We start from the raw sequence: 12,864 nt of genomic DNA, 5'->3' as shown, positions 1-12,864 counted from the left end.
ACTTCACTAGTGAATAGGTATGCAATCGATGTTAGCCACTGATCTCGAGCAGGTCGAGGTGTGGCGCGCTCTGCGCGCACAGCTCGAAGATGCCAGCGCCGCCGACCGAGACGCACTGCTGGCCGAGAAGGCTCGTCTCACCCGCCGCAGCATCATCACCATGATCTCGACCGCGGGCCAGGGCCACGTGGGCGGCGACTTGTCGGTCACCGACATTCTGACCACGCTCTACGCGTACACACTGCGGATCGACCCGGCGAACCCCACGCTGGCCGGCCGCGACCGCTTCATTCTCAGCAAGGGCCACTGCGCGGGTGCGCTCTACACGACCCTCGCGCACAGCGGTTACTTCGAGCCGGCCGAGCTGAACACCTTCATGGCGCCCCTCTCGTCGCTGAACGGTCACCCGAACCGCAACAAGGTGCCCGGCGTCGAGACCAACACGGGCCCGCTCGGGCACGGGCTGCCCGTCGCCGTCGGCCAGGCCATGGCTGCAAAGCTGTCGAAGAACGACGCTCGCATCTTCGTGGTGATGGGTGACGGCGAGATGCAGGAGGGCAGTAACTGGGAGGCGCTGATGACCGCGTCTCAGTACAAGCTCGACAACCTCGTCGCCATCGTCGACCGCAACCGCCTGCAGCAGGGGGGGCGCACCGAAGACACCAATGCGCTCGACCCGCTCGACGAGCGGCTCGCGTCGTTCGGCTGCGAGGTGCGGGTCATCGACGGCCACAGCTACGCCGAGCTCGTCGAGGCCTTCGCGCCCTCGACCACCGGCAAGCCGGTCGCCATCATCGCCAACACCGTCAAGGGCAAGGGCGTCTCATTCATCGAAGACCGCGTCGAGTGGCACCACAAGGTTCCCTCGGCCGAACAGGTGCTTCTCGCACTTCAGGAGCTGTCATGAGCATCGACACCACGGCGCCCGCCGCGACCACCCCAAGCGCCACGAACGACCCGACCGCCCCGACCTACGACAACCGCACGGCCTTCGCCGACGAGCTCATCCGGCTCGCGCGCACCGACGAGCGTATCGTCGCGGTGTGCAACGACTCGGTCGGTTCGTCGAACCTCACGGCCTTCCGCGACGAATTCCCGAGCCGCCTCATCAACGTCGGCATCGCCGAACAAGACATGGTGGGCGTCGGCGCGGGCCTCGCCAGCTCGGGCATGATTCCGTTCGTCTGCGCCGCGGCACCGTTTCTCACCGGTCGCTCGCTCGAGCAGGTGAAGGCCGACGTGGCCTACAGCCAGCACAACGTCATTCTCTGCGGCATGAGCCCAGGCATGGCGTACGGCGAACTCGGCCCCACACACCACTCGGTCGAAGACCTGTCGTGGCTGCGCGCTCTCCCGGGTCTCGACATCATTGTTCCGGCCGATCGGCTGCAGACGCGCCAGGCCGTGCGGGCTGCCGTGGCGAGCCCGCGGCCCACGTTCATCCGGGTGGGCCGGCACAAGGTGCCCGACGTGACGCCCGAAGGCACCGAGCTTGTTCGCGGCCGTTTTCAGCAGATCAGAGCGGGCCGTGACGTGACGTTCATCGTCACCGGAACTCTGGTCTCCCGTGCCATCGAAGCCGCCGCCGTGCTCGCCGAGAGCGGCATCGAGGCCCGCGTGCTGAACGCGTCGTACATCGCCCCACTCGACGTCGAAGCCATCGTCGCCGCCGCACGCGAGACGAGCGCCATCGTCACGGCCGAAGAGGCGAACGTCGCCGGCGGCCTCGGTGCTGCCGTGGCCAGCGTGGTGTCGCAACTCGAAGCCGGCGCCCGGGTTCCGCTGCGCATCCTGGGGCTGACCGAGTTCGCACCTACCGGAAGCACAGATTTTCTGCTGAACTACTTCGGTCTGAGTTCTGCCCACCTCGTCACCGCCGCCCGGGAGGCACGTGCCCATGCCTGACCACTCCGGGTCGCCCGTGGTCATTGCGGTCGACCAGGGAACGAGTTCAACCAAAGTCATCGCCGTCGACGAGGCGGGCCGAGTGATCGGCTCGAGCTCTGTCGCGCTCGATCAGCAACACCCGCACCCCGGTTGGGTGCAGCAGGATGCCCGGGCCATTCTGGCCAGCGTCATCACCGGCATCGAGCAGGCCTCCGCCGGGCTCGGCTCGCGCGTCGTCGCTCTCGCACTGAGCAGTCAGCGCGAATCGGCCGTGGCGTGGAGCCGCACGACGGGCGAACCGCTCGGCCCGATGCTCGGCTGGCAAGACCGGCGCACCATTGCCGCAGCACAGGCCCTCGCGGCGGCCGGCCACGGCCCGCGCGTGCGCGCCATCACGGGGCTGCCCCTCGACCCCATGTTCTCTGCGCTGAAGTTCTCGTGGCTGCTCGACCAGGTCGACCCCGACCGTTCGCGCTCCGACGCCGGCGAGATAGCCCTCGGCACCGTCGACTCGTACCTCTTGTACTGCCTCACAGGTGGCACTGAACACCGCATCGAGTTCGGCAACGCCAGCCGCACCCAGCTGCTCGACCTCGAGACGCTCGACTGGAGCGACGAGCTGCTGGCGTTGTTCGACATTCCGCGCCGGGCGCTGCCGCGGCTCGCCGAATCGTCAGAGCCCTCGGCGGTGGTCACTGCAGTACCGTCGCTCCCGGCCGGCACCCGCTTCGCCGCGGTACTCGGCGACTCACATGCGGCCCTCTACGGCCACGGCGTGCGCACCCCTGGTTCTGTGAAGGTCACCCTCGGCACCGGTTCGTCGATCATGGGCCTCCTCCCGCCGGGCCGGGACGCCGAAGCCGGGCTGGTCACCACCATCGCCTGGTGCACGCCAGAGACGACGCTGGCCTTCGAGGGCAACATTCTCTCGAGCGGTTCGACGGCGACCTGGCTCGCCGGGCTGCTCGGCGTCACCCCGCCCGAACTCTTCGCCCTCGCCGAATCGGCCGCCGCATCGGCATCGGCATCGCCCGAGACCGGCGTCGATCTGGTTCCCGCGTTCGCGGGGCTCGGGGCACCCTGGTGGGACGAGTCGGCGAAAGCGGTCATGACGGGGTTCGACCTCGGCACCGACCGGGCATCCCTCGCCCTCGCCGCCGTCGAGTCGATCGCCCTGCAGATCGAAGACGTGCTCGCCGCTGCCGAATCGGCAGAATCGGGGCGCTTCGAGACGATTCTCATCGACGGCGGCCCGGCCGCCAACGACTTTCTCGCCCAGCTCGTCGCCGACCTCAGCCAGCGCCGGGTCGAGCGCCCCACCGTGAGCGGCCTCTCGGCCCTCGGCGCGGCGCACCTCGCCGGCACGGTCGCCGGCGTCTGGAGCGACGACACCGTGCGGGCCTTCGACCGCGGCAGCACCGTGTTCGAGCCCCAGCTTTCGGCGCCGGATGCCCGCACCCGCCGTGAGCGCTGGCTCGCCGCTGTGGCGACCGCCCGTGGCACCAGGCTTCCCTCCCTCACCTCCTTCGAGAAAGAGACCGCATCATGAGCAACAAGCAGGTTTACGGCGCCGGAATCTGGCATTTCGCTACCTACGTCGACCGCTACGCCACCGACGGCTATGGCGAACCGCGCAGCGTCATCGACGCCATCGACCTCGCCGGCCAGGTTCGCGACCTCTCGGTCGTCGACCTGAACTACCCTTTCTTCGGCGGTGAGTTCACGAACGAGCAGGTCAAAGAAGCCCTCGATCGCAACAACCTGAGCGTCATCGGCATCACGCCAGAGATGTACACCCGCGAGTTCGCGAAGGGCGCCTTCACGAACCCCGACCCGGGTGTTCGCCGCCGCGCCAACGAGCTGATCAACGAGGCTGCCGACGTCGTGCGCTTCTTCGGCGCCGACTACGTGAAGCTGTGGCCGGGCCAAGACGGCTGGGACTACCCGTTCCAGGTCGACCACGGCGCGCTCTGGAAGAACTCGCTCGATGGCGTGGGCCAGCTCGCCAGCGAGAACCCCGACCTGAAGTTCGTCATCGAGTACAAGCCACGCGAACCCCGCGTGCACATGAGCTTCGACTCCGTCTCCCGCACCCTGCTCGGCATCGAGAAGATCGGCCTGCCGAACGTGGGCATTCTGCTCGACTTCGGCCACGCCCTGTTCGGCGGCGAGTCACCCGCCGACTCGGCCCAGCTCGCCATCGACTACGGTCGCCTGTTCGGTATGGACGTGAACGACAACCTGCGCCAGTGGGACGACGACATGGTCGCCGGCACCGTGCACCCCATCGAGCTGTTCGAGTTCTTCTATACGCTTCGTAAGAACAACTGGGAGGGCGTCTGGCAGCTCGACCAGTTTCCTTTTCGCGAAGACAGCGTGCAGGCTGCGAACCATGCGATCGACTTCTTGAAGGCGGCCGACCGGGGCCTCGAGAAACTCGACTTCGCCGCCATTCAGGCCGCTCAAGACAACCACGACTCGCTCACCGCGCTGGCACTCGCGCAGCAGGCACTGTTCTCGAGTTACGGCGAGAGCGCGTAGGGCACCGGGCCGGGCATCCGGCTGCCGTACGCTGAACAGCATGTCATTCGAGCGCGCCAGCAGCCGACTGCCCGTCGACCGCATGTCGCTGCTGACGAAGATCGCCAGGCTCTACCACGAGCAGGGTGTCAGGCAGCCCGAGATCGCAGCCCGGCTGCACATCTCGCAGTCGAGGGTGTCACGGTTCTTGAAAGAGGCCGTGGCCCTCGGCATCGTGCGCACCATCGTGGTGCCGCCGGCCGGGGTGCACTCCGAGCTCGAAGACGGCGTGCAGGCCCGGTACTCTCTGGCCGACGTCGTGGTGGTCGATGCGGCCGACGACGACCGCGGCCTGCTGCAGGCCCTCGGCAGTGCGGGCGCGGCCTACCTCGAGACCACCCTCACCGGCAGCGATCGTGTGGGCATCTCGTCGTGGTCGTCGACCCTGCTGGCCACGGTCGACGCCATGGCACCCCGCACCACACGCACGGCCGAGACCATCGTGCAGGTGCTCGGCGGTGTGGGCAACCCGGCCGTTCAGGTTCAGGCCACCCACCTCACCGACCGCCTCGCTCGGGTCACGGGAGCCGACGCCGTGTTCTTTCCTGCCCCGGGAGTCGTTTCGACGAGCGCCGTGCGCGATGCGCTGCTGGCCGACCCCTACATTCTCGAGGCCGTCACCGAGTGGCCGAGCCTCACGGTGGTTCTCGAGGGGGTGGGCAGTCTCGAGCCGTCGCTGCTTCTGCAGAATTCGGGTAACGCCATCACCGCGGCCGATCAGGATGCCCTGCGGCGCGCCGGGGCGGTGGGCGATGTGTGCCTGCGATTCTTCGACGCCGACGGCACCCTGGTCGACGCCGAACTGCACGAACGGGTGCTCGGCATCTCGAGCGCCGAGCTGCGGGCGGTTCCGCGAAAGGTCGCCATCGCCGGCGGTACCCGCAAACACGAGGCCATTCGGGCCTGCCTGCGGGGCGGCTGGGCCGACGTGCTCATCACCGACGTTGCAACAGCCGAATATCTGCTCACGCCGCGGTGAACTTGTACACGTCGGCGGCGCGGAGTCAAGGCATTGCCGATAAGCACGACATCGCATTCACTTAGTGTGGCCAATGAATCAGCTGTACCTGTCTGTACCGGGCTCTGCTCCGAAGACACCGTAGGCACCAGCGATGAGGGCCACCATGGCGCGCCTGCGCCGCGCAGTACAGATACGAGGCCCCGCACCATGAGCATCCACTCTTCCCTCCTGCAGCTGCGGCAGACCCCTTTCATTCTCGACGCACTGCGCTCGGCCGACGACTTCGCCGATTCGGTCGACCGCTTCGGGCACGAATCGGTCAGCGTGCTCACCGAGCTCATCAACGATGAGAGTGACGCGCTCACCGCCATCACCGCCGTGCACGCCCTTGCCCGCGTCTACGACGACGAGGCTGAGCGGGTTCTCTCAGACCTGCTCTCGAGCGACCGTGCCTTTCTCCGCGAGCACGCCGCCTGGGCGTTCTGGACACGGCTGCCCCGTCTGGATGCAGTCTCCCGTCTCGTGGCCGGCGTCATTTCTGGCGGTTTCACCGGCGCCCTGGCCCAGCGCACCCTGCAGCAGTGGGCGCAGTCGACACCCGATCATGTGGCGCTCGCGCTCGAGGGCGCGCTGATGGGGCAGTCGATACCCGCAGCACGTGCTCGGCTTGCCGAGACGCTCGGACTGATTCCGGGGCGCGTCGCGGGCCGAGCGCTCTGCTTCATCGCCACCGACGATGCCGAGGCGTTACCCGTTCGCATCGCAGCTATGGCGGCGCTCGGTGACCGCAACATCGACAACGAAGCCCTCCATGTAGTTGAGCGCTTCGCCGAATTGCCGGGTGAGCTGGGCGACGTGGCGCGGCTCGCGGCCTACGACATCGAGGTGTCGCTGAACCCGCCGGTACGCCTGCCGGGTGGCCCGGATGCCCGCGAGGGCGCTGCCCGCTCGGCCGATGCTTCGGGCGGCCTCACGGTGGCGCAGCTCTTTCTGCACGCCGACATCGACAGAGGGCTCACGCGTGCCGGCGCGGGAGACAACGGCGGTATCGCCACGCTGCTCGTGCGCCTCGGCGACGCCCTCGCCGCGGAACCCGGAATCTCCCGCGTGATCACCATGTCGCGCGGGTCGGCTGCCGCAGCCCTCGCGGTGCTGCCCGATCCCGACTATGGGTCGAACACGACGGAACGGCACATTCTCGCTCCCATTCCCCTGCTCAGCGACCCGTGGTCGACCGCGAGCGCCTGGCCCACCCGGGTGGCCGCCGAACGCGGAATCCGCCGGGCCCTGTTGGCGCTCGGGCCTGTCGACGTGCTGCACCTGCGCATGGCGGAGGTCGGCAGTATGGCGGCGGCCGCGGTGGCCGAACGACTCGACATCCCCGTGGTCTTCACTCTCGCGCCCGACCCGCACGCGGTCATCCACGCCCTTGACATGTCGGGTGCCCTCACCCGGCGTTCGTTCGGCGAGGTCGATGAACACGAGCACTACTGGTTTCGCACCCGGCTCGTTCAGCGGCTCGCCCGCCAAGCGGCCCACACCGTGCTCTTTCCCCGCCCCGACCTCAGCGGCGACCTCAGCGAACTGCTCGGGATCGACATCGGCGCCGAGCCGGAGCAGTACACGGTCGTGCCAGAGGGCATCGACGTGTCGGTCATCGAGGCGGGCCTTCGCGAGGCGCGTGCAGCGCTTCACGTGCGTTCGGCGCCGCACGGAGCCGACACTGGCTCCGACTCGGCGACCGCCGTCGCGAGTACCCCGCAGCAACTGCCGACGGGCAACGCATTCGCCCAGCTCGACGCTCTGGTCGGCGCGCTGCCGAAGCACCGCCACGGGCTGCCCGTCGCCCTCAGCGTGGGGCGCCTGCACCACGTCAAAGGCATGGCCACCATTGTCGAAGCGTGGGCGGCCGACCCCATTCTCGTGAAGCGCAGCAACCTCGTACTCGTGGGCGGCGACCTCGACGACCCGTCGGCCGATGAGCAGGGGCAACTCGATCGCATCGAGGCGACCCTCGCAGCGCATCCTGAAGCCCGTGACGGGTTGATTCTTGCCGGGCACCGCCCGAACGACGTGGTGTCGCGCTGGCTCGCGGCGGTGCGATTCGGCCGCCCGGGGCTCATCGGCGAGCGCGGCGTGTACGTCTGCGGCAGCCTCAAAGAGGAGTTCGGCATCGCTCTGCTCGAAGCCCTCGCAGCAGGACTCGTGGTGGTCGCACCCGACGGCGGCGGCCCCGCCACGTACGTGAAGAACCGCATCACCGGCTTTCTGGTCGACACCCGTTCGCCGCTCGGAATTCGCCAGGGCCTTCGCGATGCGCTCGCTCTGGCCCACATCAATACGGCGCTCGAAAATGACGACGCCCGCGTCGATCGGGCGCAGTCGCTGATCAGGGAGCACTTCACCATCGGAGCCATGGCCCACGCCCTCACCGGCGTGTACCTCGGCGTGGCCGAGCGCGCCAACCGCACGGGTCGCGTGGGTCGCGCACGTAGTACAGGCGGCCGTACCGGTCGCGACGCCGCATCTGACCACTCGGAGTTCGCCCAGTGACCCTGCTCGTGATCAGCCCCGACTACGCCTCGCACCTGCTGCCGCTGGCAACACTCGCAACGGCGTGGCAGGAGGCGGGCGACGATGTGGTGGTCGCCACGGGCCCCGCGACCGCGTCGATCGTCGAGGCATTCGGCTTCTCACGTGTCAACCTGCAGCTCGGGCGCGGTTCGAATCCCGGCGTCATTCGCGCTGAAGACCAGCCGACCGGTGAAGACGATGCGCTGCGGGGCTTCTTCGACGCCACGCGTGTCGGCATGGTCGAGACCCTACGATTCCAGGCCAGCGCCCGCAGCAGCGACCTGCTGTGGAATCCTGTGCAGACAGCGAAGAATGTGCAGGCTGTGGTGCAGAGGGTCGCTCCCGACCAGATCGTGGTCGACCACCTTGCGTTCGGCGCGCGGCTGGGGCTCGATGCCGCGGGTATTTCGTACGGCGATGTGGTGCTCGGGCATCCGGTGGCCCTGCCCGTCGGCGACGAGGTCTACGGCCACCCACCCTTCTGGCCCACCGCCTTCACCCCCAGGCAAGACGAACTCGGCGAACTGCGCGCTCTCAACGAGAGCATTCGCGACGCCTTCACCGCCCAGTGGAACGCCGCCCTCGCCATACTCGACCCCGGCGCATCCCCCTCACGAGACGCCTTCGCCGAACACGGCGACCTGCTGCTGCTCAACTACCCCGAGGCCCTGCACCCCGCCGAACGCACGGCCCTGCTCTCACCGCACGTCTTTCTCGGCTCGGCCGTGCGCCACGAACCGCACGATACGCGCGTCGAGGCGTGGCTCGCCGAGAGTGACACCCCCGTGGTCTATGTCAGCTTCGGCAGCTTTCTCTCGGTGCGCACCGACGTGCTGCAGCGGGTGGTGGATGCCCTCGCCCCCCTGCCCATCAGAGTGGCCCTCGCCACCGGCAGCACCCCGCCCTCGCAGTTCACGGGTGTGCCGAGCACGTGGTTGCTGCGTGGATTCCTTCCCCAGGTCACCCTGCTCGAGCGTTCGGCACTCATCGTGACCCACGGCGGCAACAACTCCGTCACCGAGGCCGCTACCGCCGGAGTACCGATGCTCGTGCTGCCCTTCTCGACCGACCAGTTCGCGGGGGCTCGCGCCGTCGAAGCCGCAGGGCTCGGCTTCGCTCTCGACCCCAACACCGCAACCCCCGCCGATGTGCGCGCGGCTGTCGCCTCCGTACTGTCGGGCCCTGCCCCCCGAGCGGCCGCGGCACTGGGCGAGGACCTGCGCGCCAACCCGGGCCGCGATCGGGCGCGCGAGTTTCTGCTGGGTACAGATACGTCGTCGGTGCCCGACCTGCAATAACTGCAATAGTTGACGCATGCGCAGATTCATCGTCTCTCTCATCGCCAACGCCGTAGCGCTCTGGCTGACCACGCTCATCGTCTCGGGCGTGAAGGTCGACCCCTATGCCCCCGACGGCTTTGCCGTTGTGCTGTCGTTTCTGTTCGTCGCACTCATCTTCGGCATCGTGAACGGCATCATAGGTACAGCCATTCGCGTGGTGGCATTTCCGCTGTACATTCTCACCCTCGGTCTCATCTCGCTGGTGATCAACGCCATCCTGCTGCTGTTGGCGAGCTGGGTGACCGGCCTCTTCGGCTTCGGTCTCGTGGTCGATGGCTTCTGGTGGGCGGTGCTCGGTGCGCTCGTTCTGGCCATTCTGAGCGCCATCATCGGCGCCATTCTGAAGCCGTTCGCCCGTCGACGCAACTAACGGGAGAATAGACGCATGCCTGCCGAACGCGCCCCTCTGTCTGACGGGGTCTTTCGCGTCTGCGTGGTGTGCACTGGCAACATCTGCCGCTCGCCCATGGCCGAGGTCGTGCTGAACGATCTTGTGCACCGCGGCGGCCTCGACGACCGTATCGCCGTGTCGTCGGCCGGCACCGGCGACTGGCACGTGGGTGAGAAGGCTGACCCCCGCACGGTGGAGTCGCTCGAACGCCGCGGCTACACCGGCGACGTGCACCGTGCCCGGCAGTTCGACCCCGACTGGTTCACCGACCTCGACCTGGTGGTGGTGCTCGACCGCAGTCACGAACGCGTGGTGCGCGACTGGGCTCAGAACGACGCCGACCGGTCGAAGATACGCCTGCTGTCGAGCTTCGATCCCGAGGCGGCCGGGCTGCCAGACGTACCAGACCCGTACTACTCGACCGCCGCCATGTTCGACGAGGTGCTGGCCACCATCGAACGCGCCTGCGTCGCCCTCTTTGCCCAGCTCGAGCCCGCGCTCCGGCACACTCCCGCCAAACATCAAACCGGAGCTTAGAACCCCCATGTCGCTTCCCCCCCAACCCCTCAGCCCGCTCGATGGCCGGTACAGCGCCGCCGTCACCGGTCTCGGCGAATACCTCTCTGAAGCCGGTCTCAACCGTGCCCGGGTACACGTCGAACTCGAGTGGCTGCTCTACCTCACCGACCACGAACTCTTCGGGTCACACCGGTTGACCGAGCAGCAGATCCGTGAGCTCCGCAGCCTCGGCTCGTCGTTCGGCCAGGCCGAGATCGACGAGCTCGCCGGCCTCGAAGCCACCACCCGCCACGACGTGAAGGCGGTCGAGTATCTTGTACGCCGCCACCTCGCCGACCTGGGTCTCACCGAGATCGCCGAACTCACCCACTTCGCGGCCACCAGCGAAGACATTAACAACCTCTCGTACGCACTCACCATTCGCCAAGCGGTGACAGAGGTGTGGATGCCCGGCTTTCGCCAGGTGATCGCCGAACTTCGTCGGCAATCGCTGGCCTACCGCGCTGACGCGATGCTCGCCCGCACCCACGGTCAGCCCGCCACCCCCACAACCATGGGCAAAGAGCTCGCCGTCTTCGTGTACCGGCTCGAACGCATCGCGAAGCAGCTCGACACGAGCGAGTACCTCGGCAAGTTCAGCGGCGCCACCGGCACCTTCGCCGCGCACCTCGCCGCCGACGACACTCAGAACTGGCCGCTCATCTCCGAGCAGTTCGTCACCTCGCTCGGTCTCACCTGGAACCCGCTCACCACGCAGATCGAGTCGCACGACTGGCAGGCCGAGCTCTACTCGCGCATCGCGCACGCCAACCGAATCCTGCACAACCTCTGCACCGACATGTGGACCTACATCTCACTCGGCTACTTCACCCAGATCCCGGTTGCCGGGGCCACCGGGTCGTCGACCATGCCGCACAAGATCAACCCCATCAGGTTCGAGAACGCCGAGGCCAACCTCGAGCTGTCGAACGCCCTGCTCGACTCACTCGGCCAGACCCTCGTGACGAGTCGTCTGCAGCGCGACCTCACCGACTCCACCACGCAACGCAACGTGGGTGTGGCCCTCGGGCACTCCCTGCTCGCCCTGAACAACATTGTGGGCGGCCTCGGCCAGGTCTCGCTCAACCGTGAGGTGCTCGCTGCCGATCTCGATGACAACTGGGAGATCTTGGGCGAGGCCATCCAGACCGTGGTGCGTGCAGAGATCACGGCGGGTCGCAGCTCGATCACCGACCCGTACGCGCTGCTCAAAGAGCTCACACGTGGCAAACGCATCGGCCAGACCGAGCTGACCGCCTTCGTGTCAGCGCTCGACATCGGCGAGGCGGCCAAACAGCGCCTGCTGCGGCTCACCCCGGCCACCTACACCGGGCTCGCCGGCTCACTCGTCGACTACCTCAACGTCTGAGCCGATGCCCAGCGGGCCGGGCTGGGCGATTCGCCCGCGGCTCGGTCACGGCGCGGTGGCCGTGACGTTGCTGATGGTCACGTCGGCGATGGTGGTGAGCAGGCGGCCCACAACAGTAGCGCCCTCACCCACGGTGATGGCGGCGCCGCTGAGAGCTGTGCCGTAGAACGTGGCCACGCCGCCGATGTCGACCGCCCCCACAGACACCCAGAAGATATTGGCGGCCGATGCGCCATTCTTCAGAATCATCGAACTGGCCGCTGCCGTCGTGATGGCGCCGTCGCTCTGAATGATGAACGAGGCAGTGGGGTCTCCCAACGCATCGAATTTCAGAGTGCCGGTGAGGCCGAGCGCTGCCGTCTGGTGATAGACGCCGGGGCTCAGGGTGAGGCCTCCCATCTGTGCCGCCACCAGAGTCGCCGGCCCCGCCGCCCGAGCCGCGGCGTAGGCCGACTCGGTGTCGGTCTTCGCCTGGGCGTTCTGCGCGCTGGTGCCCTTGACGGCCACCACGGGCGGGATGTTCGTGTACGGCCCGTTCTCGACGCCGACCAGCCCACCGTTGAGTTTCGAGGCGGTTCCGACAACCGTCAACGCACCCTTGGCCAGAATCAGGTACGAGGCAGCCTCACCCAGCGCGATTGAACCGGGTGACGCAGTGGTCACGAACGGCAGCGACACGGCGTTCGAACCCGCGGTCTGCGGGGAGAGCTGCGCCGTCGAGCTGCCGCTGTAGGCGGCCTGCACACCCTTGGTGACAGTCCAGGTTCCGCTGTAGAGATCTGAACTCGCGCCCGCGGCGAGGCCTGCTCCGAAGACGAAGACAAAGTCGTTGGCGTCTGCGGTCATGCTCCAGCCGCCCATCGTGGCCGGGCCCATGTCGTCAGTGAGTCCCGAGAAACCGGTGAGGCGCGAGACCCACACCGAGAGCGGGCCGGTCGCCACAGCGCTGGGGTTGGTCAGCTGCAGCGTGAAGGGTGAACTACCACCGCCGCTGGGGATGCTGCCGAGGTTGTCTGCGGTTGCCGCGATCTGAACGGCCGACGGACCACTCGCCGCCATAGCGGGGCTCGCCACCGCCAGAGCGATCACGGGTACTGACCAGGCCGCCGTGGTGAGAACAGCGCGACGGCCGATAGGGCCGAACCCGCGTGGGGCGTCTGCAGATTCGGGAGCATCCGGGCTCTGGTCAAAAGGCCTCGTCACG

Annotated in this window: 11 protein-coding genes; 10 read left to right on the top strand and 1 reads right to left on the bottom strand. The window is 67.7% G+C overall.

Annotated elements, in window-relative coordinates:
* The first annotated feature begins 28 nt into the window (after positions 1-28).
* The 10 genes from D4765_RS00365 to purB all read left to right on the top strand — a co-directional run bounded on the left by D4765_RS00365 (position 29) and on the right by purB (position 11,660).
* The gene (locus D4765_RS00365; protein ID WP_136640232.1) at positions 29-907 is read left to right on the top strand and encodes a transketolase; all 879 of its coding nucleotides are present in this window, start codon (positions 29-31) and stop codon (positions 905-907) included.
* Positions 904-1,905 carry a transketolase family protein gene (locus D4765_RS00360; RefSeq protein ID WP_136640231.1) on the top strand — a complete coding sequence of 334 codons (1,002 nt, stop codon included), beginning with the start codon at positions 904-906 and terminating at the stop codon, positions 1,903-1,905. Before D4765_RS00365 ends, D4765_RS00360 begins: the two co-directional genes overlap by 4 nt.
* Entirely contained in the window at positions 1,898-3,436 is a 1,539-nt protein-coding gene (locus D4765_RS00355) for an FGGY family carbohydrate kinase (RefSeq protein WP_136640230.1), read from the top strand. The genes D4765_RS00360 and D4765_RS00355 overlap by 8 nt, the downstream gene beginning before the upstream one ends.
* Positions 3,433-4,428: a sugar phosphate isomerase/epimerase family protein gene (locus tag D4765_RS00350; RefSeq protein WP_136640229.1), complete on the top strand. Its 996-nt coding sequence runs from the start codon at positions 3,433-3,435 to the stop codon at positions 4,426-4,428. The genes D4765_RS00355 and D4765_RS00350 overlap by 4 nt, the downstream gene beginning before the upstream one ends.
* A gap of 40 nt (positions 4,429-4,468) precedes the next feature.
* A complete protein-coding gene (locus tag D4765_RS00345) occupies positions 4,469-5,446 on the top strand; it encodes a sugar-binding transcriptional regulator (protein WP_201799186.1) in 978 nt (325 codons plus the stop codon).
* A gap of 750 nt (positions 5,447-6,196) precedes the next feature.
* The gene (locus D4765_RS00340) at positions 6,197-7,981 is read left to right on the top strand and encodes a glycosyltransferase (RefSeq protein WP_420824515.1); all 1,785 of its coding nucleotides are present in this window, start codon (positions 6,197-6,199) and stop codon (positions 7,979-7,981) included.
* Positions 7,978-9,300, top strand: coding sequence for a nucleotide disphospho-sugar-binding domain-containing protein (locus D4765_RS00335; RefSeq protein ID WP_136640227.1), 1,323 nt, complete (start codon positions 7,978-7,980; stop codon positions 9,298-9,300). The genes D4765_RS00340 and D4765_RS00335 overlap by 4 nt, the downstream gene beginning before the upstream one ends.
* Before the next feature lie 16 nt (positions 9,301-9,316).
* Positions 9,317-9,712 (top strand): phage holin family protein, encoded by a 396-nt coding sequence (locus D4765_RS00330; RefSeq protein WP_136640226.1) that lies wholly within the window; start codon positions 9,317-9,319, stop codon positions 9,710-9,712.
* A 15-nt stretch (positions 9,713-9,727) separates the two neighbouring features.
* Complete coding sequence (locus D4765_RS00325) at positions 9,728-10,270, top strand: low molecular weight protein-tyrosine-phosphatase (RefSeq protein WP_136640225.1); 543 nt, start codon at positions 9,728-9,730, stop codon at positions 10,268-10,270.
* A 7-nt stretch (positions 10,271-10,277) separates the two neighbouring features.
* Positions 10,278-11,660, top strand: a complete 1,383-nt coding sequence (gene purB, locus D4765_RS00320) for an adenylosuccinate lyase (protein ID WP_136640224.1) — start codon at positions 10,278-10,280, stop codon at positions 11,658-11,660.
* Between the two features lie 45 nt (positions 11,661-11,705).
* Here purB and D4765_RS00315 read toward each other — a convergent pair whose 3' ends face one another.
* On the bottom strand, positions 11,706-12,863 hold the full coding sequence (locus tag D4765_RS00315) for an ice-binding family protein (RefSeq protein ID WP_161580294.1): 1,158 nt from the start codon (positions 12,861-12,863) through the stop codon (positions 11,706-11,708).
* Position 12,864 lies beyond the last annotated feature (1 nt).

The sequence above is a fragment of the Subtercola vilae genome, from assembly GCF_004923255.1.
GTDB lineage: Bacteria > Actinomycetota > Actinomycetes > Actinomycetales > Microbacteriaceae > Subtercola > Subtercola vilae.
Note: the sequence above shows the minus strand (reverse complement) of the source record. Positions and strands in the feature narration are given on the sequence as shown.

What these genes read in the sequence shown, in the direction of transcription:
- D4765_RS00345 (WP_201799186.1), top strand. Translation starts at nt 4,469, where the DNA reads ATGTCATTCGAGCGCGCCAGCAGCCGACTGCCCGTCGACCGCATGTCG.
- D4765_RS00355 (WP_136640230.1), top strand. Translation starts at nt 1,898, where the DNA reads ATGCCTGACCACTCCGGGTCGCCCGTGGTCATTGCGGTCGACCAGGGA.
- D4765_RS00340 (WP_420824515.1), top strand. Translation starts at nt 6,197, where the DNA reads ATGGCGGCGCTCGGTGACCGCAACATCGACAACGAAGCCCTCCATGTA.
- D4765_RS00360 (WP_136640231.1), top strand. Translation starts at nt 904, where the DNA reads ATGAGCATCGACACCACGGCGCCCGCCGCGACCACCCCAAGCGCCACG.
- D4765_RS00330 (WP_136640226.1), top strand. Translation starts at nt 9,317, where the DNA reads ATGCGCAGATTCATCGTCTCTCTCATCGCCAACGCCGTAGCGCTCTGG.
- D4765_RS00325 (WP_136640225.1), top strand. Translation starts at nt 9,728, where the DNA reads ATGCCTGCCGAACGCGCCCCTCTGTCTGACGGGGTCTTTCGCGTCTGC.
- purB (WP_136640224.1), top strand. Translation starts at nt 10,278, where the DNA reads ATGTCGCTTCCCCCCCAACCCCTCAGCCCGCTCGATGGCCGGTACAGC.
- D4765_RS00350 (WP_136640229.1), top strand. Translation starts at nt 3,433, where the DNA reads ATGAGCAACAAGCAGGTTTACGGCGCCGGAATCTGGCATTTCGCTACC.
- D4765_RS00365 (WP_136640232.1), top strand. Translation starts at nt 29, where the DNA reads ATGTTAGCCACTGATCTCGAGCAGGTCGAGGTGTGGCGCGCTCTGCGC.